Annotated in this window: 21 protein-coding genes; 10 read left to right on the forward strand and 11 right to left on the reverse strand. The window is 69.1% G+C overall.

The window, feature by feature from the left end:
- Window positions 1–27: 27 nt before the first annotated feature.
- Window positions 28–1,548 (forward strand): hybrid sensor histidine kinase/response regulator, encoded by a 1,521-nt coding sequence (locus WIX39_RS25710; protein ID WP_409196164.1) that lies wholly within the window; start codon window positions 28–30, stop codon window positions 1,546–1,548.
- A gap of 19 nt (window positions 1,549–1,567) precedes the next feature.
- Here WIX39_RS25710 and WIX39_RS25715 read toward each other — a convergent pair whose 3' ends face one another.
- The 8 genes from WIX39_RS25715 to WIX39_RS25750 form a co-directional block, all read right to left on the reverse strand.
- Window positions 1,568–2,095 carry a hypothetical protein gene (locus WIX39_RS25715; RefSeq protein WP_409196165.1) on the reverse strand — a complete coding sequence of 176 codons (528 nt, stop codon included), beginning with the start codon at window positions 2,093–2,095 and terminating at the stop codon, window positions 1,568–1,570.
- 80 nt (window positions 2,096–2,175) lie between these two features.
- Window positions 2,176–3,687 (reverse strand): tripartite tricarboxylate transporter permease, encoded by a 1,512-nt coding sequence (locus tag WIX39_RS25720; RefSeq protein ID WP_081267901.1) that lies wholly within the window; start codon window positions 3,685–3,687, stop codon window positions 2,176–2,178.
- A 27-nt stretch (window positions 3,688–3,714) separates the two neighbouring features.
- Window positions 3,715–4,203 carry a tripartite tricarboxylate transporter TctB family protein gene (locus tag WIX39_RS25725; protein ID WP_409196166.1) on the reverse strand — a complete coding sequence of 163 codons (489 nt, stop codon included), beginning with the start codon at window positions 4,201–4,203 and terminating at the stop codon, window positions 3,715–3,717.
- Window positions 4,204–4,338: 135 nt separating this feature from the next.
- On the reverse strand, window positions 4,339–5,709 hold the full coding sequence (locus tag WIX39_RS25730; RefSeq protein ID WP_409196167.1) for a sensor histidine kinase: 1,371 nt from the start codon (window positions 5,707–5,709) through the stop codon (window positions 4,339–4,341).
- Window positions 5,706–6,389 (reverse strand): response regulator transcription factor, encoded by a 684-nt coding sequence (locus WIX39_RS25735; protein ID WP_081267899.1) that lies wholly within the window; start codon window positions 6,387–6,389, stop codon window positions 5,706–5,708. The genes WIX39_RS25730 and WIX39_RS25735 overlap by 4 nt, the downstream gene beginning before the upstream one ends.
- A 214-nt stretch (window positions 6,390–6,603) precedes the next feature.
- Window positions 6,604–7,215 carry an ATP-binding protein gene (locus WIX39_RS25740; RefSeq protein ID WP_409196168.1) on the reverse strand — a complete coding sequence of 204 codons (612 nt, stop codon included), beginning with the start codon at window positions 7,213–7,215 and terminating at the stop codon, window positions 6,604–6,606.
- The gene (locus tag WIX39_RS25745; protein ID WP_285410073.1) at window positions 7,212–7,430 is read right to left on the reverse strand and encodes a hypothetical protein; all 219 of its coding nucleotides are present in this window, start codon (window positions 7,428–7,430) and stop codon (window positions 7,212–7,214) included. Before WIX39_RS25745 ends, WIX39_RS25740 begins: the two co-directional genes overlap by 4 nt.
- 85 nt (window positions 7,431–7,515) lie before the next feature.
- Window positions 7,516–8,676, reverse strand: a complete 1,161-nt coding sequence (locus WIX39_RS25750) for a porin (protein WP_409196169.1) — start codon at window positions 8,674–8,676, stop codon at window positions 7,516–7,518.
- A gap of 203 nt (window positions 8,677–8,879) precedes the next feature.
- On the opposite strand from WIX39_RS25750, the gene WIX39_RS25755 reads away from it, so the two are divergent.
- Together WIX39_RS25755 and bamA are read left to right on the forward strand one after the other, a co-directional pair.
- Window positions 8,880–9,488 carry a nuclease-related domain-containing protein gene (locus WIX39_RS25755; RefSeq protein WP_409196170.1) on the forward strand — a complete coding sequence of 203 codons (609 nt, stop codon included), beginning with the start codon at window positions 8,880–8,882 and terminating at the stop codon, window positions 9,486–9,488.
- 75 nt (window positions 9,489–9,563) lie between these two features.
- Window positions 9,564–11,966: an outer membrane protein assembly factor BamA gene (bamA, locus tag WIX39_RS25760; RefSeq protein ID WP_409196171.1), complete on the forward strand. Its 2,403-nt coding sequence runs from the start codon at window positions 9,564–9,566 to the stop codon at window positions 11,964–11,966.
- Between the two features lie 70 nt (window positions 11,967–12,036).
- Here bamA and WIX39_RS25765 read toward each other — a convergent pair whose 3' ends face one another.
- Window positions 12,037–12,885, reverse strand: coding sequence for an intradiol ring-cleavage dioxygenase (locus tag WIX39_RS25765; protein ID WP_409196172.1), 849 nt, complete (start codon window positions 12,883–12,885; stop codon window positions 12,037–12,039).
- Window positions 12,882–13,043: a hypothetical protein gene (locus WIX39_RS25770; RefSeq protein ID WP_409196173.1), complete on the reverse strand. Its 162-nt coding sequence runs from the start codon at window positions 13,041–13,043 to the stop codon at window positions 12,882–12,884. Before WIX39_RS25770 ends, WIX39_RS25765 begins: the two co-directional genes overlap by 4 nt.
- Window positions 13,044–13,202: 159 nt before the next feature.
- On the opposite strand from WIX39_RS25770, the gene WIX39_RS25775 reads away from it, so the two are divergent.
- The gene (locus tag WIX39_RS25775) at window positions 13,203–14,765 is read left to right on the forward strand and encodes an ATP-binding protein (RefSeq protein ID WP_285410066.1); all 1,563 of its coding nucleotides are present in this window, start codon (window positions 13,203–13,205) and stop codon (window positions 14,763–14,765) included.
- On the forward strand, window positions 14,762–15,460 hold the full coding sequence (locus WIX39_RS25780; RefSeq protein WP_106937002.1) for a response regulator: 699 nt from the start codon (window positions 14,762–14,764) through the stop codon (window positions 15,458–15,460). The genes WIX39_RS25775 and WIX39_RS25780 overlap by 4 nt, the downstream gene beginning before the upstream one ends.
- Before the next feature lie 33 nt (window positions 15,461–15,493).
- Here the strand turns inward: WIX39_RS25780 and WIX39_RS25785 are convergent, their stop codons facing one another.
- Complete coding sequence (locus WIX39_RS25785) at window positions 15,494–16,711, reverse strand: acyl-CoA dehydrogenase family protein (protein WP_106937001.1); 1,218 nt, start codon at window positions 16,709–16,711, stop codon at window positions 15,494–15,496.
- A 130-nt stretch (window positions 16,712–16,841) separates the two neighbouring features.
- Between WIX39_RS25785 and WIX39_RS25790 the strand changes: the two genes are divergently transcribed.
- From WIX39_RS25790 to WIX39_RS25810, 5 genes are all read left to right on the forward strand, one after another.
- The gene (locus WIX39_RS25790) at window positions 16,842–18,158 is read left to right on the forward strand and encodes an NUDIX domain-containing protein (RefSeq protein WP_409196174.1); all 1,317 of its coding nucleotides are present in this window, start codon (window positions 16,842–16,844) and stop codon (window positions 18,156–18,158) included.
- Window positions 18,159–18,192: 34 nt separating this feature from the next.
- The gene (gene yccS / locus WIX39_RS25795; RefSeq protein WP_106937694.1) at window positions 18,193–20,415 is read left to right on the forward strand and encodes a YccS family putative transporter; all 2,223 of its coding nucleotides are present in this window, start codon (window positions 18,193–18,195) and stop codon (window positions 20,413–20,415) included.
- Between the two features lie 79 nt (window positions 20,416–20,494).
- Window positions 20,495–20,899, forward strand: a complete 405-nt coding sequence (locus tag WIX39_RS25800; protein ID WP_253819846.1) for a hypothetical protein — start codon at window positions 20,495–20,497, stop codon at window positions 20,897–20,899.
- Between the two features lie 189 nt (window positions 20,900–21,088).
- The gene (locus WIX39_RS25805; protein WP_106936999.1) at window positions 21,089–21,784 is read left to right on the forward strand and encodes a Bax inhibitor-1/YccA family protein; all 696 of its coding nucleotides are present in this window, start codon (window positions 21,089–21,091) and stop codon (window positions 21,782–21,784) included.
- A gap of 28 nt (window positions 21,785–21,812) precedes the next feature.
- Complete coding sequence (locus WIX39_RS25810; protein WP_409196175.1) at window positions 21,813–22,355, forward strand: Rrf2 family transcriptional regulator; 543 nt, start codon at window positions 21,813–21,815, stop codon at window positions 22,353–22,355.
- Window positions 22,356–22,369 lie beyond the last annotated feature (14 nt).

Raw genomic sequence — 22,369 nt, forward strand, 5'->3', positions numbered from 1 at the left:
CCGCGAGATCCGCAGCTGCGCGTCCTGATGAGAACGGCCACCGCGAAGGACGCCGTGATGGCCACCGCCGTGCTGCAGCAGGCGGGCATAGAAACACACGTGTGCGCCAATCTCCCGGAACTGCTGCGCGAGACGGAACGCGGCGCCGGCGCGCTGCTGATCTCCGAGGAAATGCTCGCGGGCAGCGGCGCCACCGAACTCGCCGCGGCCGTGGCGGTGCAGCCACCGTGGTCCGACCTGCCGGTGCTGATACTCGCGCGGCAAGGCGCCGACTCGCGCGCCATCACCAACGCCATGGAAGGCATGGCCAACGTCACCGTGCTGGAGCGCCCGATCCGCGTGGCCTCGCTGGTGAGTGCATTGCGCAGCGCGCTGCGCGCTCGGCGGCGGCAGTACGAGTTGCGCCGCATCCTGGAAGACCTCAACGAGGCCGACCGGCGCAAGACCGAATTCCTGGCCACCCTGGCGCACGAGCTGCGCAACCCCATGGCGCCGCTGAGCACCGCGCTGGCCATCCTCAAGCGCAAGCCGCTCACGTCGGAAGCCGCCCGGCCCTACTACGACCTCATGGGCCGCCAGCTCGACCACATGGTGCGGCTGGTGAGCGACCTGATGGAGGTGTCGCGCATCACGCGCGGCAAGATCGAACTGCAGCTCGACGAGCTGGTGCTGGAACAGGTGATACGCGGCGCGGTGGAACTCAGCCGCCCGCTGATGGACGCCGGCCGACATGCGCTCGAAGTGCACGTCGCCGATGGCTCGCTGGCCGTGAAGGGCGACAGCGTGCGCCTCACGCAGGTGTTCGCGAACCTGCTGAACAACGCAGCCAAGTACACGCCCGAGGGCGGACGCATCGACGTGTTCGTCGAGAACGATGGCCAGGGCCATGCGGTGGTGCGCGTGAAGGACACCGGCGCAGGCATTCCAGCCGGCATGCTGGGCGCGATCTTCGACATGTTCGTGCAGGTGAGCGGCACCGCGCGCGCCGCGCAGGGCGGCCTGGGCATCGGCCTCACGCTGGTGAAGAGCATGGTGGAGCTGCACGGCGGCACGGTCACCGCAAGCAGCGAGGGCGCGAACCGGGGCAGCGAGTTCACGGTGTCCCTGCCGCTGCTCGGCCACGGTGTGCAGACCGGCGCGAAAGCCGACGCCCCGCAGGCCACGATGGCCGTGCAGCACCGCATCCTGGTGGTGGACGACAACCGCGACGCGGCCGAGTCGCTCGCTGCGCTGCTGGGCCTGCTCGGTGCGCAGGCCGCCGTGGCGTTCAGCGGCCTGGATGCGCTGGCGAAGGCCGAGCACTTCCATCCGTCGGTCGGCATCCTGGACATCGGCATGCCCGGCATGGATGGCTGCGAGCTGGCGCGCCGCCTGCGGGCGCATCCGCGGCTGCATGGCATCGGGCTGATCGCGCTGACGGGCTGGGGCCAGCCCGACGACCGGCTGCGCATTGCCCAGGCCGGCTTCGACCACCACCTGTTGAAGCCGGTCGATGTGGAAGAGCTCGCAGTGGCGCTGCAAAAGCTCGAGCGGCGCGGCCCGGCCTGACGCAGGCCGGGGCGCCCGTTCAGAGTTCGCTGCCGTCGCGCAGCTGCCGCGCCTTGTAGACCAGCCGCACGCTCGCACGGCGCGGGTCGCTGACCTGCTGCACGTAGACGTCGGTGTCGTTGCTCACCCATGCTGCATACGCGCTGCCCGGGTCGCGCGAGGCCAGCTCGTTGCCGAATGCGCCGCGGCCCCATTGCACCAGCGCGGCGAAGGCAGCCGCGCCGCTGTCGGGGGTGCCTTGCGCCGCCGCCACGTACTCGACGCGGCGCAGCTCGGAAGCGGCAAAGAAGAAGGTGGGTTCGAACAGCAGGCCGGCCATCTGCACGGGTTCCCCGCGCCAGCTGCCGAGCAGCCCGCCGCCCAGGCGCTGGGGCCGCTGCACGCGCTCGGCGGCGGGCAGCGCGGCCTGGAGTTCGTCGGCCGTCATGCCGAGCCGCACGCCCGGCGGCAGGGCCTGCGCATGCAGGGCGCCGGCGGCGACGAAAAGGGCGCTCGCGGCGAGCGCCCGCAGAAGGGTCAGGGAGGCTGTGGATCGCACGTTTGGCATCGGGGGAAGGCAGCGGCACCGTGGGACCGCGAGTATGACGCGGAGTTCCGCACCGGGCGCTGCCTCGCTGCCTCGGTGCTTCAGTCCTCGACGAAGGCTTCTTCGCGCTTGGCCTTCACCGAAGGCAGCAGCACCACCACCAGCAGCAGCGCGGCGGCGGCCAGCAGGCCTGCCGACAGCGGCCGCATCACGAACACGCTCCAGTCGCCGCGCGACAGCAGCAGCGCGCGGCGCAGGTTCTCTTCCATCATCGGCCCCAGGATGAAGCCCAGCAGCAGCGGCGCGGGCTCGCACTTGAGCTTGAGGAAAAGGTAGCCCACGATGCCGAAGATCGCCACCATCCACACGTCGAAGGTGTTGTTGTTCTCCGAGTACACGCCCACAGCGCAGAACAGCACGATCGACGGGAAGAGCCACTTGTAGGGAATGGTCAGCAGCTTGATCCAGATGCCGATCATCGGCAGGTTCAGCACGATCAGCATCAGGTTGCCGATCCACATCGAGGCGATCAGGCCCCAGAACAGCTCGGGGTTGCTGGTCATCACCTGCGGGCCAGGCTGGATGTTGTGGATGGTCATGGCACCCACCATCAGCGCCATCACCGCGTTGGGCGGAATGCCCAGCGTGAGCAGCGGGATGAAGGAAGTCTGCGCGCCGGCGTTGTTGGCCGACTCGGGGCCGGCCACGCCGCGGATGTTGCCCTTGCCGAAGGCGGTCTCGCCCTGCTTGAGCTTGATCTTCTTCTCGATGGTGTAGGCCGCGAAGGCCGACAGCAGCGCGCCGCCGCCCGGCAGGATGCCCAGCGCGGAGCCCAGCGCCGTGCCGCGCAGCACGGCGGGCGTCATGTCCTTGAAGTCCTGCTTGGTGGGCCACAGGCCCTTCACCTTGGCGGTGAACACTTCGCGCTCATGCTCGGGCACGGCCAGGTTGGCAATGATTTCGCCATAGCCGAACACACCCATGGCGATGGCGATGAAGCCGATGCCGTCGGTCAGCTCCGGAATGTCGAAGCTGTAGCGCGCCACGCCGGAGTTCACGTCGGTGCCGACCAGGCCCAGCGCCAGGCCCAGCAGGATCATCGTGATGGCCTTGAGCAGCGAGCCCGAGGCCAGCACCACGGCGCCGATCAGGCCCAGGATCATCAGCGAGAAATATTCGGCAGGCCCGAACTTGAAGGCCAGCTCGGTCAGCGGCGGTGCGAACGCAGCCAGGATCAGCGTGCCCACGCAGCCCGCGAAGAACGAGCCCAGCCCCGCGGCCGCGAGCGCAGGCCCGGCCCTGCCCTTTCGCGCCATCTGGTAGCCGTCGATCACGGTCACCACCGAAGAAGACTCGCCCGGCAGGTTCACCAGGATGGCGGTGGTGGAGCCGCCGTATTGCGCGCCGTAGTAGATGCCGGCCAGCATGATCAGCGCCGACACGGGCGGCAGCGCATAGGTGGCGGGCAGCAGCATCGCGATGGTTGCCACGGGGCCGATGCCCGGCAGCACGCCGATCAGCGTGCCCAGCAGGCAGCCCACGAAGGCATAGACGAGGTTCTGCGCCGTGAAGGCGACGCCGAAGCCGATCGAGAGATTGGTAATCAGGTCCATTTGTCTTGTCTTGTTCTTCTATGTGAATCAGCCTGCGATGAAGGTCGGCCACACCTGGAACTGCAGCTTGAGCGCCACCACGAAGGCCAGGTAGCTGCCCAGCGCGAGGATGGTCGCAAGCACGGTCACGCCCTTCCAGCCGAAGTTGTCGCCCGCCAGGCTGGCGATGAAGGTCAGTGCGTAGATCGCCACGATGAGCCCCATCGACGGCAGGCCGATGCTCGGCAGGCCGCCCAGCAGCACGCCGAACATCAGGTTCGCACCGATGATGAAGGCCAGCGGCTTCCATGCGATGCGGCCGACGGGCTCGCCGTCTTCGGTTTCCACGCTGAGCGCCTTGAGCGTGATCAGCACGCCCATGAAGGCAATGAGGATGCCCACGATCAGGGGAAAGTAGCCCGGGCCCATGCGGGCGCCGCTGCCGACGTTGTAGGTCGTGGCGCCCCATGCGAAGGCCACGCCGAAGGCGCTGAAAAGTACGCCCGAGCAGAAGTCTCTCTGACTCTTGATTCTCACCGTTGATGTCTCCTGGAACTGCATTGATCGGCACAAGACGTGCGCAGCCGATCCTAGGAATTCAGGAGCCCGGTGTGTATGAACAGAACATTGCCGTTCGGCAATGTGTGGAAGCCGGCCGAGCCTGCGTGCGCGTCAGTCGCCGGCCACCGGCAGGTCGATGCACACGCGCAGGCCCGGCGCGGCGTCGCCCAGCTGCAGCCGCCCGCCGTGCAGCGCGACCACCGCCTGCACGCTCGCCAGCCCCAGGCCGTGCCCGGGCGTGCTGCGGTCCAGGCGATGAAAGCGCACGCCGATGCGCTCGAACTCGGCGGGCGGAACGCCCGGCCCGTTGTCCTGCACGAACAGCTGCGCCCTGCCGTCCACCGTGTGCGTGCCGATGCGCACGGTGGCGCCGTCGCCCGCGTACTTCAGCGCGTTGTCCAGCAGGTTGGCGGCCGCGCCCGCGAGCAGGTCGCGGTCGCCCAGCGCGAAGGCCATGTCGGCCGGCTCGCGCAGCAGCGTGATGTTGCGCATCTCGGCCACCGCCTCGTACAGCTCGGCCACGTCGTCGGCTATGACGTGCAGCGCCACCTGCGCGAACTGCTGCCGCCGCGCGCCCGCCTCCACCTCGGCGATCTGCAGCAGCGTCTCGAACACCACGGCCAGTTCCTCGAGTTCGCGGATGGCGGTGGCCACGGCCTCGCGCTGCGGGTCGTCGGCGCCCAGCCCCTGCTCCGCCGCGCGCAAGCGCACCAGCACGCGCGTGAGCGGCGTGCGCAGGTTGTGCGCGATGGTGTCGGACACATGCCGCACGCCGTCCATCAGCGACTGGATGCGGTCGAGCATCGCGTTGATGTCGTGCTCCAGCAGCGCGAACTCGTCTTCCTCGCCCGACGGCTCGACCCGCTCCTGCAGCTCGCCGGCCGCGATGCGCGCCGCGGTGCGCCGCACCGCGCCCACGCTGCGCTCCAGCTCCTGCCGGAAGACGAAGGTGCCTCCGATCAGCAGCAGCACCGCCACGATGCCCGCCGCCGCGCTCGCGCTCGCGACCAGCGACTCGATCGACTCCTGGTCGCGCAGGTCGTGCCCCACCACCAGCAGGCCGCCGTCGGGCAGGTGCTTCATCACGATGTAGCCGATGGCGCTCTGGCCCGAGCGCACCACGCGCCGGTGCACGCCGTCGCCGGCGTCCGGGGCCAGCGAGGGAATCTGGTCGAGGTTGCCCGCGAGCTTGCGGCCCTCGCGGTCGGTGAGCAGGTAGATCTCGTTGTCGGAGTTGCGTCCGTCGGCCAGCGCGTAGCCGATCTCGCCGGCCACGCCGTCGGCGCCGCGCGCGTCGTAGCGCACCATCAGCTGCTGCATGCTGGCCGACACCTGGCGCACCATGCGCTGCTGCAGCACGCCCACCGTCTGCATGTAGACGATGGCCAGCGCCGCGAGCATGGTGATCGCGACCAGCAGCCCGTAATAGAAGGCCAGCCTGAAGCCGACCGAGCGCCACAGCTGGCGCAGCGTGCGGATCATTGCGGCGGTGCCAGCGTGTAGCCCACGCCGCGCACGGTGTGGATCAGCGTCGGCGCGCCGCCCGCATCGAGCTTGCCGCGCAGGCGGCTCACCTGCACGTCGATCACGTTGGTCTGCGGGTCGAACTGGTAGTCCCACACGGCCTCGAGCAGCATGGTGCGCGTGACCACCTGGCCCGGATGCATCATCAGGTAGGCCAGCAGCCTGAACTCGCGCGGCTGCAGCGCGATGGGCCGGCCCGCGCGCTCCACGTGGCGCCGCGCGAGGTCGAGCGTCAGGTCGGCGACCTGCAGCATGCGGATCTCGGGCCCGGTGCGCGAGCGCCGCACCAGCGCTTCGGCCCGCGCCGAGAGCTCCGAGAAGGCGAAGGGCTTGGCAAGGTAGTCGTCGCCGCCGGCCTTGAGGCCGCGCACGCGCTCGTCGAGCGCGCTCAGTGCGCTGAGCACCAGCACCGGCGTCTTCTTGCCCAGTGCGCGCATCGTCGAAAGAATCGACAACCCGTCTACCTCGTTGGGCAGCATGCGGTCGAGGATCACCAGGTCCCACGACTCACCGGTCGCGCGCGCGAGCGCGTCGGTGCCGTCGCGGCTGATGACGGCCACGTGGCCGAGCGAGCGGAAGCCCTCGGCGATGTAGCGGGCGTTGTCGGCGTCGTCCTCGACGATGAGGCAGCGCCACATGGCGGTGGCGCCTAGCACTTGGGCGCCGCGCCATCGTGCGAGGCAGCGGAGTGGGCCGGCGAAGGAAGGAGAGCGGGGAGTGACTGAGTTCTGGTGCTCATGGCGATGGAGTCGGCCGGCCCACCGTCCATCCGGGCGCCGCCGGAACGATCCTAGCCGCGATTCAACCAGAGAACGCGCCGCCGCTTCATTACCATTTGTCCATGTTGGGTCGCTATGCCCGCGGCTGCAGGAGCGGCAGGCGCAGCGTGAGCCCCAGCACGCCGCTTGCGTGCGGTGCCGAATAGATGCGCCCGCCGTGGTGGCTGGCAATGCGTTCGCAGGCATCGGCGCTGGCCCTGACGATCGCCGCATGGGTGCGGTCGAAGAACCGTGCAAGGGGCGGCCTCGCATCGGCGGCATCCAGGTCGCGCCAGTGGATCACGGCATGCCTGCCGTCCGCATGCGCGCACACCTGCAGCGTCGCGTCGGCGCGCATCACGCTGGCTGCGTAGGCCGTGACCTTGGCGAACAGCTCGCCGAGCTCCGAGCCGATCGCGAGCACGGGCACTGCCTCCTGCGGCAGCTGGATGTCCACGCGGATGGTCTCGCGAGCCGTTTGGCCCGAGGCCGCGTCGAGCAGCGGCCGCAGGTCTTGCACGCGGCTGGCGCCCAGCCGCTGCCGCATGTCCTGCATGGACTGCGCCGCGCGCTCGCGCGCCCTCGCGCCCTGCCGCATGTTGGCGACGAACAGCGAGCCCATCATGCAGAGCACGCCGCCCAGGCCCAGGAGAATGACGCCGGCGATGATGGTGCCGAGATGGCCGGTCTGCAGTCCGCCGGTCATCGGCGGGCTCCCTCGGGCGGTGCCTCGGCACCGCGTGCGCATTCGTTGCCGGGGCCGCCGCGCGGCGCTTCGCAGGCCTGCCAGCCCGGCGGCGGCATGCGGGGACCGAACTGCGGCGGCGGCCGGTGGTAGGGCATGGGCGGCGGGGGCAGCACGATGCAGCCCGCGAGGCTTGCGCCCGCCAGGGCGCCCACGAGGAGTCGGAGTCGGTTCATTGAAAACTCGTTGCTGTGGATGGACGAACGGGCAACGAAGAAAGAGGGCATGCGCCCTCTTTCCCCGCACAGTGCGCGCCGCGCGTCAGAACGCGTGGCGGATGCCGAAGTCGTAGCCGGTCGACGAACGCGGCAGGCCCGAGAAGCCCACGCCGGTGCTGCCGTAGCCCGTGGTGCTGGCCGACACCAGGCTGCCGGTGTAGTTCACGTCGTTGCGGTTGTTCACGCGCGCCACCGTCGCATACAGCGCCGTGCGCTTGGACAGGTTGTGCACGTAGCCGACCGCGAGCTTGCGTGCCAGCGGGTCCTCGCCCGTGACGCCCGCGGCGCCTTCGTTGTAGCGAACCTGCGAATACGCCACGCGGATCAGGCCGGCGCCCACCGGAACGGTCGCGCCGATCAGGTAGCCGTTGTAGCTGTCGTGCGTGTCGGCCGCGGCCGCGTAGTCGAACTTGTTCTTCACGTTCGACAGCTCGCCGAACAGCTTGACCGGACCGAAGTCGTACGAAGCGCCCAGGTTGATGGTCTGCACGCTGCGCTCCAGCGCGGCGGTGTCCACGGCGGTGCTGCGGCCCACGCCCAGCGCGATGTCCAGCGGCCCGTTGGCATAGCCGAAGCGCCCGCCCACGTAGCGCCCTGCGCTGCTGCTCGTTGCGGCCGTGGTGCTGGTGGCGCTGGTGCTGGTGTTCTCGGCAAAGCTGTACTGCACCTGGCCGTAGAAGCCGCCCAGGTTCGGCGGCAGGAAGTAGCCCACCGAGTTGCTGGCGCGCACGTAGTTGGCGTTGTTGATGGTGGTGTTGCCGCTGACGGTGCTGATCACGTTGGTGCCCGAGCCGTTGGTGCCGAACGGATCGAAGACGGTGTCGTTCCAGAAGGTGGGCGTGTAGTCGCGGCCCAGGCGCAGCTCGCCGAAGCCACCCGACAGGCTCACGGTGGAGCGGCGGTTGAAGGTGGACACGCCGGTGGCGCCGTCGTCGTTGGTGATGGGCGCTTCGAGCCAGAAGCTCGCGGCCAGGCCGCCGCCGAGGTCTTCGGTGCCGCGAAAGCCGATGCGGCTGGAGTTGTAGCCGGAGTTGCCCAGGCTCCACTTGCTTTGCTTGTTCGACAGGCCCGTGACGGTGTCGCGCGCGGTGTTCGACTGGTAGGTCACGCCGGCGTCGACGACACCGAACAGCGTGACGGACGATTGGGCAGAGGCCAGGCCGCAGACGGCCAGGGCAGCGAATGCCGTGAGGGATTTCTTCATTCAGGTTCTCCGGTTTTCAACCGCTCTACATCGAGCGGCAGGCACGCATGGTCTCGTTCAAATTCGGAGGAATCTTGTGAATGCCTCGTCTTTGCGCGAACTGTTGTTTGCGTGCACACCGGATGCGGCGACCGGCCGAAACACCTCGTACGAAAAGTCTCCCAAAAGCCGCGCAATGCTCCGGGGCCGAAGGAGCCCCATCCATGACCATTGCCTTGCAAAGCACCATCGCATCGTCGCTGGGCGTGCAGCAGCTCGCCAACGCATTCAGCCCCGCCTTCTCGCACCTGCGCATTCTTCGCAACCTCGTCATACCCATGCCCGAGGGCCACGCGGTGCGCACCGCGCGCATCGACGCCGTGGTGGTGTGCGAGACCGGCGTCTACCTGTTCGAGATCAAGGGCTGGCGCAATGCCTTCGTCTATCGCAAGAAGTCGGACCAGTCGCCGCCGCGCTGGTTCCTGCAGGTGAACGGCTGCAAGAACGCGCGCGAAGTGAAAGACCCCGCATGGCAGGGCGGGCGCAAGACCACGCAGCTGCGCAGCCTGCTGCCCGACGACCTGCGCCTGCAGTACTTCGTGCTGCTGCCCTGCGAGGGCATCGAGCTGGAAGGCGTGATGCCCGCCGCGGTCATCACGCAGCAGGACCTGCCCTACATCGCGCGCCTGGTGCGCAACAACGGGCGCACCGCGCGCACCTACCGCCTGCTGGACGCGCAGGGCATCGACCGCACGGTGGAGCGCCTGCTGGAAATACAGGGATCGCTTTCGCTGGAAGACCACGAGCAGAACTGCCGCGAAAGACTGCAGTAGCGCCGGGAAACGGCACAACCCCGGCGGACGCGGGGAGTCCCAAATTTCTACGACATTGACGCAGACCATGCGGCGATGCACTTACCGAAGTCACTCGCAACGGCCGCCGTGCTGCTTGCCTCGCTGGCGGCCCTCCCCGCATGGGCCACCGATCCGTTCACCGTGAGGGACATCCGCCTCGAAGGCCTGCAGCGCGTCGAGCCCGGCACCGTGTTCGCCACCATGGGACTGCGCACCGGCGACACCTACAGCGACGAGCGCGGCGCCAACGCCATCCGCGAGCTGTTCAAGCTCGGCCTGTTCAAGGACGTGCGCATCGACGTGAAAGGCAACGTGCTGGTGGTGATCGTCGAGGAGCGCCCCACCGTCGCCGACGTCGACTTCGTCGGCGCCAAGGAGTTCGACAAGGCCGCGCTGCAGAAGGCGCTGCGCGAGATCGGCCTGGCCGAGGGGCAGGCCTTCGACAAGGCACTGGCCGACCGCGCCGAGCAGGAGCTCAAGCGGCAGTACATCAGCCGCAGCCTCTACAACGCGCAGGTGATCACCACCGTCACGCCGCTGGAGAACAACCGCGTGAACCTGACCTTCACCGTGACCGAAGGCGAGCCCGCGCGCATCAAGGAAGTGCACGTGGTGGGCAACAAGGCTTTCAGCGAAAGCACGCTGCTCGACCTGTTCGACCAGGACGCCGGCGGCTGGCTCGATTGGTACACGAAGTCGAACCAGTACTCGCGCACCAAGTTCAACGGAGACATGGAAACGCTGCGCTCCTACTACCTCACGCGCGGCTACCTGGAGTTCCGCATCGACTCGACGCAGGTGGCCATTTCGCCGGACCGCAAGACCATCGCGCTGACCATCAACATCACCGAGGGCGAGAAGTTCGCGGTGGCCGGCGTGAAGCTCTCGGGCGACTACATGGGCCGCGACGACGAGTTCAGGACGCTGGTCACCATCCGTCCCGGCCAGCCCTACAACGGCGACGACGTGGCCGCCACCACCAAGGCCTTCACCGACTACTTCGGCACCTTCGGCCATGCCTTCGCGCGCGTGAAGGCGGAGCCGGAGATCGACCGGGCGAACAACCGCGTCACCATCGTGCTGAAGGCGGAAGCCTCGCGTCGCGCCTACGTGCGGCGCATCAACATCGGCGGCAATGCCAGGACGCGCGACGAGGTGATCCGCCGCGAGTTCCGCCAATACGAAGGCGCCTGGTACGACGGCAACAAGATCCGCGCCTCGCGCGACCGCATCGACCGCCTGGGCTTCTTCACCGACGTGACCATCGACACCGTCGACGTGCCCGGCTCGCCCGACCAGGTCGACCTGGTCGTGAACGTGACGGAGAAGCCGACCGGCTCGCTGCAGCTGGGCGCGGGTTATTCGTCGACGGACAAGGTGTCGCTGAGCTTCGGCATCACGCAGGAGAACGTGTTCGGCAGCGGCAACTACCTGGGACTGAACGTGAACACCAGTTCGTACAACCGCACCATCTCGCTCACGGCCACCGACCCGTACTTCACCAAGGACGGCATCTCGCGCACGCTGAACGTGTTCCACACCACCACGCGGCCCTACTACGAGGCCGACGGCAACTACAAGCTCGCCAGCGACGGCGGCTCGGTGCGCTTCGGCTTGCCGGTGGGCGAGCAGGACACGGTGTACCTGGGCATCGGCGTGGAGCGCTATTCGTTCACGCCCGGCACCAACGGCACCTATGCGCTGGTCGACGGCTCCTACGTGTACACCGCCACGCCGCAGGCCTACCTCGACTACTTCAAGTGCACCGGCACCGCGCCGAGCGTGACCTGCGCGAAGTCGAGCGTGGTGGGCATTCCGGCCACGCTGGGCTGGTCGCGCGACGACCGCGACAGCGCGCTGGTGCCCACGCGCGGCAAGCTGCAAAGCGCCAACCTCGAAGTGGGCGTGGGCAGCGAGCTGCGCTACCTGAAGACCAACTACCAGTACCAGCAGTACTTCCCGCTGTCGAAGCAGTACACGCTGGCCGTCAACGGGCAGCTCGGCTATGCGCGCGCGCTCGGCGACAGCACCTACCCGATCTTCAAGAATTTCTATGCCGGCGGCCTGGGCTCGATCCGCGGCTTCGAGCAGAACTCGCTCGGCCCGAAAGACTCGGTCACCGACGGCGCGCTGGGCGGCACGCGCAAGGCGATCTTCAACATGGAGTTCAGCACGCCCTTCCCGGGCGCGGGCAACGACAAGACGCTGCGCCTGTACAGCTTCTTCGACGCGGGCAACGTGTTCGCCGACCGCACCGCCAGCATGACGGACGCACAGTGGAAGGCGCAGAACCGCCTGCGCGCGTCGGCCGGCATCGGCATCAGCTGGATCTCGCCGCTGGGGCCGCTGCGGCTGGCGTATGCGGTGCCGCTGCTCTACCAGAAGGAAGACACGGCCAACAACATCGCGGCCGACCGCACGCAGCGCTTCCAGTTCCAGATCGGAACGTCTTTCTGAAGCCGGGGGCCGAAGCCCTGGGTCGCATCCTGCTGGTGGAGGAAGCGCTCGACGTCAATGAACGCCGGGCTCAGCCCGTGGTGCGCGGCGGCACCAGCGCCTTGATGCGCGCGGCGCCTTCCAGTGCGCGGGGGTGTACGGGCCTTCCACCGACGCCCATGGCCGGCATCCCGGGCGTGCCTTGCGTACCTTGCGGCGGCATGCCGCCCGGGCGGGGCGGGCGGTCCACCACCGGGTCGGCGGCCGGGTCGACCACCAGCGCGAGCGTGGCCACATAGCGCTGGCGCTCCTCGCGCACCGCGCCCAGCACCGTGTCACCGGCTCTCAGGGCGATGCCGTCGACGCTGTTGAGCGTGTCGCGCACGCGGGATCGCTGGTAGAGCGGGACCTGCGTGTACAGAAACTCGCTGAGCGCATCGGGCAGGAAGAACTGCGAGGTGAGCACGGCGCGGGTTTCTTTGAACACCTTCATGTGGATGTGGGTGGTGCGCCCCGCGTACCAGCCCGGATAGACGGTGGCGAAGGCGGCGGTGCCGTCGCGGCCGGTGAACTGGCTGCCGCGCAGGAAGGTCTTGCCTTCGAAGGCGCCCGAGCGGTCGTCGCCCTGCGCCGGGAAGCCCGAGTAGCGGCCCTGCGCGTCGCAATGCCAGATGTCCACGCGCAGCCCGGGCAGCGGCTTGCCCGCCGCATCGCACACGGTGAAGCGCACGTCCAGCGGCACGCCCTGGAGCCCTTCGGTGATGTCGCGTCGGACCTGCGCCACGTCGAGGTAGTAGGGGCCCTCGGTGGTCTGCGCGGTCAGCGGCAGCCTTGGCGCGGCGGCCTCGGCGGTACGCGTGGAGGCGGCAGTCAGCGTGGCGGCGCCGAGGGTGGCCAGCAGGCCGCGGCGGCCGATGGAGGATGTGTCGTGGTGGGTCATTGTTCTTGCTCGTGCTCGATGGGGCCGGCGGGCCGTGCGCCGGACGGCCGCGTCGCGCGGCCCTCGGCCCAGCGGACCAGCAGCCACCATGCCGGGGCTACGAGGCCCAGGAACACGGTGATCGCACCCAACAGCGCAAGGCTCGGTTCCGGATTCATGGCCCTATGCTGCGGCCCCATCTGGGAGGAAAGATGGAGAAGCCCGGCCGGAATTCCTCCCAATTTCCTCCAAATTCCGCCTGCATCATCGGCTTGCCACCTCCTCTTCTCTCCTCCGCCAGGCGTGCCGCAGAATGCGGCCATGCCCTCGCCTTGCCCATGCCGCAACTGACCCTCTCCCGCAAGATCTTCCTGGCGCTGGCCGCCCTGCTGATCGTGCTGCTCATCAGCTTCGCGGGGCTGTCGATCGTTGCGCTGCAGCGGGGCCTGGGCTCCTACGTGGCCGAGATCGAAATCCGGCGCATGGACTGGCTTGCGCAGCTGGTGCTCAAGAACTACGTGGCCAACGGCGACTGGAAGCACCTGCGCGACAACGACGACGCCTGGCAGCGCCTGCAGATGGGCCGCTTCGCCAGCCTGCTCGACAGCACCGCCGCCAGCGGCGACGAGCGGCGGCTGCCGCCCTGGTACGAATACCGCGCCATGCGCCCCGAACCGCCGCCGGACAGCGGCCCGGGCGGCGGTCCGCCGCCGCAGCTCGACCTGATGCCGCGCCGCATGCTCGGCGCACCGCCGCCCTGGGTGTTTCCGGACCCGCGCGGCATGCACGACTCCATCTTCCAGCGCCTGGCGGTGCTGGACGCGGGCGGCAAGCGGGTGGTGGGCGCCGACATCGACATGGCGAACGCCGCGCGCATGCCGATCCGGCACAACAAGTCGGTCGTCGGCTACCTCGCGCTCGCCCCGCTGGAGGGGCTGGAAAGCGAGGCCGACCGCGCCTTCGTCGCGCGCCAGTCGGGCGTGATCGTGCTCACCGGCCTGTGCGGCCTGGGCTTTGCGCTGGTGCTGTCGTGGCTGCTCGCGCGACGCTGGTTCAGGCCGATCGACGAACTCACCCAGGCCGCGCAGGACGTGGCGCGCGGCCGGCTGTCCACCCGCGTCGCGGTGCAGGGGTCGGACGAACTCGCCCTGCTGGGCAAGACCTTCAACGACATGGCGCAGCGCCTGGACACCGTCGAGGCCTCGCGCCGCGCCTGGCTGGCCGACGCGGCGCATGAACTGCGCACGCCGCTGGCCGCCATGCGCGCCGAGATCGAGGCGCTGCAGGACGGCGTTCGCACCTTCGACGAGCGCACGGCGCTGCGGCTGCACCGCCAGGTCATACGCCTCGGCCAGCTGGTCGACGACCTGCGCAGCAGCATGCGCGAGCCGCAGGGCGACCTGCAGATGACCACGGTGTTCCCGCTGTCGTTGCTGAAAGAGGCGCTGGACCACACGCGCGACCGCTTCGCCAAGCGCGGCATCGAGGTCGACCGGCATGCGGTCGACCGTGTCACGGGCCCGGCGCAGCCCGTGATCGAAGGCAACGCGCATCGGCTGCACCAGGTGTTCATGAACCTGCTGGAGAACACGCTGGCCTATACCGACGAAGGCGGCGAGCTGCGGCTGGACGTGATCGTCGAAGGCGCCCGCACGGGCAACTGCCTCACGCTGCTGTTCGACGACAGCACGCCCGGCGTGCCCGACGAGGAACTGCCGCGCCTGTTTGACCGGCTGTTCCGCGGCGAGACCTCGCGCAGCCGCGAGCTCGGCGGTTCCGGGCTCGGCCTGTCGATCTGCCGCGCGACCATCGAGGCGCACGGCGGCACCATCGAAGCGTCGGCATCGCCGCTCGGCGGGCTGCGCGTGACCATCACCCTGCCACTGGCCACCTCCTCATGACACGCATCGTCATCGTCGAAGACGAAACCGACATCGCCTCCGTGGTGCAGGACTACCTGCGCCATGCCGGCTACGAGACCACGCACTTCACCGACGGGCAGAGCGCGCTCGAGAGCATCGTGGCCACGCCGCCCGACCTCACGCTGCTCGACATCATGCTGCCGCGGCTGGACGGCATCGAGGTGCTGCGCCGCGCGCGCGAACACACCGCGCATCCGATCATCATGCTCACCGCGCGCATCGAAGAGGTCGACCGCCTGCTGGGCCTGGAGCTCGGCGCCGACGACTATGTGTGCAAGCCCTTCTCGCCGCGCGAGCTGGTGGCGCGCGTGCGCGCCGTGCTGCGGCGCACCGCGCCCGGCAACATGCCCGGCCAGGGCTCTGCGCAGAACGATGCGCCGGGCCTGGTGATGGACGACGTGCACTGGCGCGCGTCGCTCGAAGGCACGCCGCTGAACCTCACGCGGCGCGAGTTCGGGCTGCTGCAGGTGCTGTCGCGGCACCCGGGCCGCATCTTCTCGCGTGCGCGGCTGCTGGAGCTGGCCTACGACGACACCGTGGACGTGACCGAGCGCGCCATCGACAGCCACGTGAAGAACCTGCGCCGCAAGCTCGGCGCGGTGACGCCGGAGCATGACTGGATCCGGTCGGTGTACGGCGTGGGCTTTGCGTGGGAAGCGCCCGTGCCGGCCTGAGCGCCGGGCATCTTCCCGCCGCGCGCCGCTGCCTTAGCGGTACGCCGCCAGCTCCTGCTTGGCGATGGCGTTGCGGTGCACCTCGTCGGGGCCGTCGGCCACGCGCAGGTGGCGCTCGTAGGCGTAGAAGTGGGTAAGCAGCGTGTCCTGGCTCAGGCCCATCGCGCCGAAGGCCTGCATGGCCCAGTCGATCACCTTCACGCAGTTGTTGGGCGTGAGCACCTTGATCATCGCGATCTCCTTCGCGGCGACCTTGTTGCCCACGGTGTCCATGCGGTAGGCGGCGTTGAGCACCATCCAGCGCGACTGCTCGATGAGCATGCGCGACTCGGCAATGCGCTCGCGCCACACGCCCTGCTCCGACAGCGGCTTGTGGAACGCGGTGCGGGACACCAGCCGCTGGCACATCATCTCCAGCGCCGACTCGGCCATGCCGATGGCGCGCATGCAGTGGTGGATGCGGCCGGGGCCGAGGCGGCCCTGCGCGATCTCGAAGCCGCGGCCTTCGCCGAGCAGGATGTTCTCCACCGGCACGCGCACGTTGTCGAACACGATCTCGGGGTGGCCGAAGGGCGGGTCGTACATGCCGAGCAATTGCATGTCGCGCACGATGGTCACGCCGGGCGTGTTCTTCGGCACCAGGATCATCGACTGCTGCTTGTGGCGGTCGGCGTTGTCGGGGTCGGTCTTGCCCATCAGCACGAAGATCTCGCAGCGCTCGTGCATGGCACCGGTGATGTACCACTTGCGGCCGTTGATGACGTACTCGTCGCCTTCGCGGCGGATGCTGCAGCGGATGTTGGTGGCGTCGCTCGATGCCACCTCGGGCTCGGTCATCGCGAACGACGAGCGGATCTCCCCGGCCAGCAGCGGCGTGAGCCAGCGCTCCTGCTGGGCCTTGGTGCCGTAGCGCGCCAGCACTTCCATGTTGCCGGTGTCGGGCGCGGAGCAGTTGAAGATCTCGGCGCACCAGTAGCGCCGGCCCATGATCTCGCACAGCGGCGCGTACTCGACGTTGGTCAGGCCCGGGCCGTGCTCGGCCTCGGGCAGGAAAAGGTTCCACAGCCCGCGCTCGCGCGCCTTGGCCTTGAGGCCGGCCATCATCGGCAGCTCGGCGTAGGGACGGCCGGCGCGGGCGTTGGCGGCCAGCTCTTCTTCGCGGCGTTTTTCGTTCGGGTAGACGTGTTCGTCCATGAACTTCAACAACTCGTCGCGCAGCGCGATCACCTTGGGTGTGAATTCGAAATGCATCAGGCGTCCTTCAACAAAGTGCATTGAAGTTAAGCGGCGCACCGTATTTCGCACGGTCCTTCGCGCGACAGCCGCGCGGTGCGGCTGTCACCTGTGTGCCAGCGGCCGGCCGGCGCGAGAATGACGGCCCATGAACACCCAGAACAACGAGACACGGCAAAAACCCGCCGCGTTGCGCCCAGTGCGCAACGCGGCCACGCTCATCGTGCTGCGCGACGGCACGCACGGACTCGAGGTGCTGATGCTGCGCCGCGCCGAGAAGGCCGACGACCAGAACAGCGGCGCGAGCGTGTTCCCCGGAGGCGTGATCGACGCGCACGACCGCAGCCTTCACGCGCAGTGCAGCGGGCTCGACGATGCCGCCGCGAGCGAGCGCCTCGCGGTGCCCGAAGGCGGGCTCGACTACTACGCGGCCGCGATCCGCGAATGCTTCGAGGAGGCCGGCCTGCTGTTCGCGACGGACAAGGCGAGCCAGGGCGGGCTGGTGGCGCTCGACGGCATGCCGGCCGGGCAGCTTTCGGCCATGCGCCATGCAGCGGAACAAGGCACCGACGCGCTGGTTGCCATGTGCGAAGCCCACGGCTGGCAGTTGGCGGTGGACCGGCTCGCGTACTTCACGCACTGGCTCACGCCGCCGGGCATGCCGCGCCGCTTCGACACCCGCTTCTTCCTGGCATCGATGCCCGACGGGCAGACGGTGCGGCCCGACGGGCGCGAGACGGTCGAGCACCTGTGGCTGCAGCCTGCCGATGCCGTTTCCCCGGCGCGCGGACTCAAGCTGATGAACGTGACGCGGCGCATCCTCGAGCAGCTCGCGCAGTTCTCGAGCGTGCGGGAACTCATGGCCCATGCGCGCGGGCTGAAGCACATTCCGCGCGTCATGCCCCGCCTCGCGGACGGCCCACAGGGACGGCGGCCGGTGAACATGGAAGAGCCGGCATATGACGAGGTCGGGCGCGTCGACCCCGACGGCCAGGGCGGCGGGCGCTATGCACTCGAGACCGGGCTGGTGATGCGGCTGTCGCCACGGATCTGGCGGGTCACGGGGCCGGCCGACGCGGCTGGCGCGCTGCCGCACAGCTATTTCGCGGGCATCGAAGGCGGCGACTGCGTGCTGATCGACCCTGCGCCGGCGAGCCCCGCGCATATCGCGGCGCTGCGCAATGCCGCACCGGGCCGCGTGCGCCGGATCTGGTCGACGCTGGCGCTGCCGCTGGAAGATGCGGTGCGCGAAGCGTGGCCCGAAGCATCCGTGCTGCAACCCGCGCCCGGCGAATCGCTCGACCTCGGCGGCGCCACGCTGCAGGTGCTGAACGGCGCCGGGGGCCTGCAATTCCTGCTGGCCGAAGACAGCACGCTGTTCACCGGCACCGCCACCACCGCCGCCGGCACGGCCGACTGGATCGCCCCACGCCACGGATTCCTGCGCCGCCACGCCGTGACGTAAGAATCCCGTGGCATGCATCGTGCAAGATCGCGCCATGCTTCCCCTGTCTCCCGACGCGCTGCGCCAGCGGCTGCGGTCTTTTGCTTCCCGCGCGCAGCCGCTGCGCATCCTGCTCACGCTCGGCAGCCTGATGGCCGCCTGCGGCTACACCGGCCATCCCGACGCGGTCATCCCGTTGTTCCTCGGCGCCATCGCCAGCGCGCTCGCCGAGACCGACGACAGCTGGCGCGGCCGGCTTCGCGCGCAGATCGTCACGCTGGCCTGCTTCGCGGCGACGGCGTTCGCGGTGGAGGCGCTGTTCGGCCTGCCGTGGCTGTTCATCACCGGGCTCGCGCTCGCGGCCTTCTGCCTCACGATGCTGGGGGCCGTGGAGGCACGCTACAAGGCCATCGCCTATGCCACGCTGATCCTGGGGATGTACGCCACGCTCGGCATCGAGAACATGAGCTCGCACGGAACCACGGTCCACCGTGGCCGCGAGCCGCTGTTGCTGCTGGCCGGCGCGGCCTGGTACGGCGTGTTCTCGGTGCTCTGGTGCGCGGCCTTTCCAGCGCAGCCGGTGCAGGCACGGCTGGTGACGCTGTTCACGGTGCTGGGCAACTACGTGCGCTTCAAGGCCTCGCTGTTCGAGCCGCTGCGCGGCATCGACATAGAGCGCAAGCGGCTCGCGCTCGCGCAGCTCAATGCGGAGGTGGTGAGCGAGCTCAACGCGGCCAAGGAAAGCATCTTCCGCCGCATCGGCGCGCGGGCGCCGACCGGGCGCATCTCGCGCTACCGCGGCCTCTACCTGATCGCGCAGGACGTGCACGAGCGCGCCAGCTCCTCGCACGACGACTACAACGCGCTGGCCGACGCCTTCTTCCACAGCGACCTGCTCTACCGCTGCCAGCGCGTGCTGGGCCTGCAGGGGCTGGCGTGCCTGCGGCTGTCGGAATCGATCGCGCGGCGCGAACCCTTCGACACCGGCACCGAGACCGTGCTGGCACTGGCCGACCTGCGCAGCGCCATCGAACATGAACGCGCGCGGGCCGCCACACCCGAGCGGCTGGTGCTGCTCGCGTCGGTCGAGGCGCTGGCGCGAAACCTCGCGCAGCTCGACGGGCAACTGGCGGGCGCAAGCCAGCCTTCGGCGCGCGCCGGCCGTACCGAGATGGGCCTGTTCGACCGCTCGCCGCGTTCATGGCGCGACGCCGTGGAACGCGTTCGGCGGCAACTCACGGTGCGCTCGCCGCTGTTCCGCCATGCGCTGCGGCTGTCGATCGCGCTGGTGGCGGGCTACGGCGTGATGCAGGTCATCCATCCGGCGCAGGGCTACTGGATATTGCTGACCACGCTGTTCGTCTGCCAGCAGAGTTACGGCGACACCATCGCACGCATGGGCCAGCGCATCGCGGGCACGGCGCTGGGCGTGGTGGCGGGCTGGGCGCTGCTGCAGCTGTTTCCGCAGCCGCTGGTGCAGTCGGTCATAGCGGTGGCGGCGGGCGTGGTGTTCTTCGCGACCCGCACCACGCGCTACCTGCTGGCCACCGCGTCGATGACGCTGCTGGTGCTGATGTGCTTCAACCAGGTCGGCGACAGCGGCGTGCTGCTGGTGCCGCGGCTGGTCGACACCGCCATCGGCAGCGCGATCGCCGGGCTGGCGGTGCTGCTGGTGCTGCCGCACTGGCAGGCGCGCCGCATCAACGAACTGGCGGCCACGGCCATGCGCGGCCACGCGGGCTACCTGCGGCAGATCGTCGAGCAGTACCGCACCGGCGCGCGCGACCACCTCGACTACCGGCTGGCCCGCCGCAACGACCACAACGCCGACGCGGCGCTGTCCACCGCGGTGTCCGACATGTTCCGCGAACCGGGTTACGTGCGGCCGCGCGCGGGCGTGGCGCTGCGCTTCCTGATCCGCTCGCACACGCTGCTGAGCTATCTCTCGGCGCTGGGCGCGCACCGCGCGGCGCTGCCCGATTCGGCACAGATGGCGGTGCTGCGCAGCTCGGCGGAAGGCGCCATCGCGGCACTCGAAGCGCTGGCGGCGGGGCTGGACAGCGGCTCGGTGGACGGCCCGCGCGACACCGCGGCCGAGCAGGCCGCGCGCGCCGCGCTGGCCCAGGCGGCAGCGGCCGCCGGCGGCGAATCGAACCCGCAGGCGCGAACTTTCCACACCGAACTGGCTCTGATATGGCTGCAGATCGATGCCTTGCGCACCCACGCAAGCGAATGGCTGCAGCCCTCGGGCAGCGAAACGCCGACCGCGCCTGCCTGAGGGAGCATCCGTGCGATCAGGTCGGTTGAAAGTGGCCGCGCCGGACAGCCCCTGGCGCGGCAGGTAAAATTACCCCTTCATGTACCGCTGGTTTGCCGCTACTGTCCTTGCCATCATGTTGTCCTGCTACGGTTTTGCCGTGCTTGCCCACAACATGATCGGTGCCGGCCATTCGCATGCCCAGCAGGCGCAGTCCTCGCAAACCACCCTGACCTCCAAGACGCTCGTCGCCGCCGCATCGCTGGCCGACGGCGCCCTTTCCGACGGCAAGGCCCTGGTCGCCGATGCCGACACGGCACCCGACGATGCCAATTCGCTCGATGAAGCCGGCTCCGAACACGCCGAGCTGGTAGACGCCCGCAACGACATTCCCCTGCCGCTCCTTCTTTCGGAGCAGCCACCCAAGCTCGGCCTGACCACCACGGTCTCGCCGTTCCTCGCCCGGCCCAAGCGGCCACCCCGCGCCGCGCTCTTCGTCGCCTGAGGCCGCAAGGCCCTGCGCGACCGGGAGCCGCCACGGCTCCCGCCTTCCCTGATCCGGGCCTGCCGGCCAATCGGCGGCACCCGGCATCGCCCAGACAGCAATTTCGTTTTTTCCGGCCGTTCGCCGCTGCGCACGCCAATTCGCACCGCACGGCGCCGGTCGTCCAACAAGCATCAAGGAATCATCACAATGAACAACAGCCCTCCCGTCTACGCCAGCACCGACCTGCCGCTGGCCTCGTCCCAGGAACGCAACCGCGTCCTGCGCAACACCTACTGGCTGCTCGCGCTGTCGATGCTGCCCACCGTTCTCGGCGCCTGGATCGGCGTTTCGACCGGCTTCTCGCGCGCCATGTCGCCGGGCATCGGCCTGATGGTGTTCCTTGGCGGCGCCTTCGGCTTCATGTACGCCATCGAGAAAACCAAGGAATCCGCCGCCGGCGTGCCGGTGCTGCTGGCCTTCACCTTCTTCATGGGCCTGATGCTGTCGCGCCTGGTCGGCACCGTGCTCGGCCTGCAGAACGGCGCCAGCCTGGTCATGACGGCCTTCGCCGGTACCGGCGCGATCTTCCTGGGCATGGCGACGCTGTCGTCGGTCATCAAGCGCGACCTGTCGGGCATGGGCAAGTGGCTCTTCATCGGCGCCATCCTGCTGCTGGTGGCGGGCATCGCCAACTTCTTCCTGAAGTCGAGCGCGCTGATGATGACGCTGTCGGTGCTGGCCATCGGCATCTTCTCGGCCTTCATCCTGCACGACCTCAAGCGCGTGAAGGACGGCCTGGAGACCAACTACATCTCCGCCACGCTGGGCGTCTACCTCAGCATCTACAACGTGTTCCAGTCGCTGCTGGCCCTGCTGGGCATCGCCGGCGGCCGGGACGAATAACACCACCCAGGAAGGAAAGGAACTCCCCATGCGCCTCACCACCAAGGGCCGCTTCGCGGTCACGGCGATGATCGACATCGCCCTGCACGGACGCTCGGGTCCGGTCACGCTGGCGTCGATCAGCATGCGCCAGCGCGTCTCGCTGTCCTACCTGGAGCTGCTGTTCGGCAAGCTGCGCCGCAACGACCTGGTCGAGTCGACACGGGGCCCGGGCGGCGGGTATTCTCTGAGCCGGAAGGCTGCGGATATTTCCGTGGCCGACATCGTCCTCTCGATCGAGGAACACGATGCCGAATCCAACCGCCAGCGCGGCGCCGACGCGTCTGGCGAACCCGGCCGCTGCGAGATCGACGAACTCTGGGCCACCGTGAACCTGCGGGCGGTCGAGTTCCTCAAGTCGATCTCGCTGCAAAGCCTGGTCGACGAACAAAAGGCCAAGGGCGTCCAGGCCGCCGTGCGGACCGACAGCCGGCGCACGCCGGCCGGCCAGCCGGCCACGCGCAAGCCTTTCGTCGTCGACGCGCCGAACTCGGTGTTCGCACTGGGACGGCGTCAGCAGAGCGCCAGCTAGCTCCAAGCCAGCCA

This window comes from Variovorax sp. AB1(2024) (assembly GCF_037482385.2).
Lineage (GTDB): Bacteria > Pseudomonadota > Gammaproteobacteria > Burkholderiales > Burkholderiaceae_C > Variovorax.

Excerpts from the sequence above, each read along its gene's own strand:
- WIX39_RS25710 (WP_409196164.1), top strand. The coding sequence starts at position 28 with ATGAGAACGGCCACCGCGAAGGACGCCGTGATGGCCACCGCCGTGCTG.
- WIX39_RS25715 (WP_409196165.1), bottom strand. The coding sequence starts at position 2,095 with ATGCCAAACGTGCGATCCACAGCCTCCCTGACCCTTCTGCGGGCGCTC.
- WIX39_RS25720 (WP_081267901.1), bottom strand. The coding sequence starts at position 3,687 with ATGGACCTGATTACCAATCTCTCGATCGGCTTCGGCGTCGCCTTCACG.
- WIX39_RS25730 (WP_409196167.1), bottom strand. The coding sequence starts at position 5,709 with ATGATCCGCACGCTGCGCCAGCTGTGGCGCTCGGTCGGCTTCAGGCTG.
- WIX39_RS25735 (WP_081267899.1), bottom strand. The coding sequence starts at position 6,389 with ATGTGGCGCTGCCTCATCGTCGAGGACGACGCCGACAACGCCCGCTAC.
- WIX39_RS25740 (WP_409196168.1), bottom strand. The coding sequence starts at position 7,215 with ATGACCGGCGGACTGCAGACCGGCCATCTCGGCACCATCATCGCCGGC.
- WIX39_RS25745 (WP_285410073.1), bottom strand. The coding sequence starts at position 7,430 with ATGAACCGACTCCGACTCCTCGTGGGCGCCCTGGCGGGCGCAAGCCTC.
- WIX39_RS25750 (WP_409196169.1), bottom strand. The coding sequence starts at position 8,676 with ATGAAGAAATCCCTCACGGCATTCGCTGCCCTGGCCGTCTGCGGCCTG.
- WIX39_RS25755 (WP_409196170.1), top strand. The coding sequence starts at position 8,880 with ATGACCATTGCCTTGCAAAGCACCATCGCATCGTCGCTGGGCGTGCAG.
- bamA (WP_409196171.1), top strand. The coding sequence starts at position 9,564 with ATGCACTTACCGAAGTCACTCGCAACGGCCGCCGTGCTGCTTGCCTCG.
- WIX39_RS25765 (WP_409196172.1), bottom strand. The coding sequence starts at position 12,885 with ATGACCCACCACGACACATCCTCCATCGGCCGCCGCGGCCTGCTGGCC.
- WIX39_RS25770 (WP_409196173.1), bottom strand. The coding sequence starts at position 13,043 with ATGAATCCGGAACCGAGCCTTGCGCTGTTGGGTGCGATCACCGTGTTC.
- WIX39_RS25775 (WP_285410066.1), top strand. The coding sequence starts at position 13,203 with ATGCCGCAACTGACCCTCTCCCGCAAGATCTTCCTGGCGCTGGCCGCC.
- WIX39_RS25780 (WP_106937002.1), top strand. The coding sequence starts at position 14,762 with ATGACACGCATCGTCATCGTCGAAGACGAAACCGACATCGCCTCCGTG.
- WIX39_RS25785 (WP_106937001.1), bottom strand. The coding sequence starts at position 16,711 with ATGCATTTCGAATTCACACCCAAGGTGATCGCGCTGCGCGACGAGTTG.
- WIX39_RS25790 (WP_409196174.1), top strand. The coding sequence starts at position 16,842 with ATGAACACCCAGAACAACGAGACACGGCAAAAACCCGCCGCGTTGCGC.
- yccS (WP_106937694.1), top strand. The coding sequence starts at position 18,193 with ATGCTTCCCCTGTCTCCCGACGCGCTGCGCCAGCGGCTGCGGTCTTTT.
- WIX39_RS25800 (WP_253819846.1), top strand. The coding sequence starts at position 20,495 with ATGTACCGCTGGTTTGCCGCTACTGTCCTTGCCATCATGTTGTCCTGC.
- WIX39_RS25805 (WP_106936999.1), top strand. The coding sequence starts at position 21,089 with ATGAACAACAGCCCTCCCGTCTACGCCAGCACCGACCTGCCGCTGGCC.
- WIX39_RS25810 (WP_409196175.1), top strand. The coding sequence starts at position 21,813 with ATGCGCCTCACCACCAAGGGCCGCTTCGCGGTCACGGCGATGATCGAC.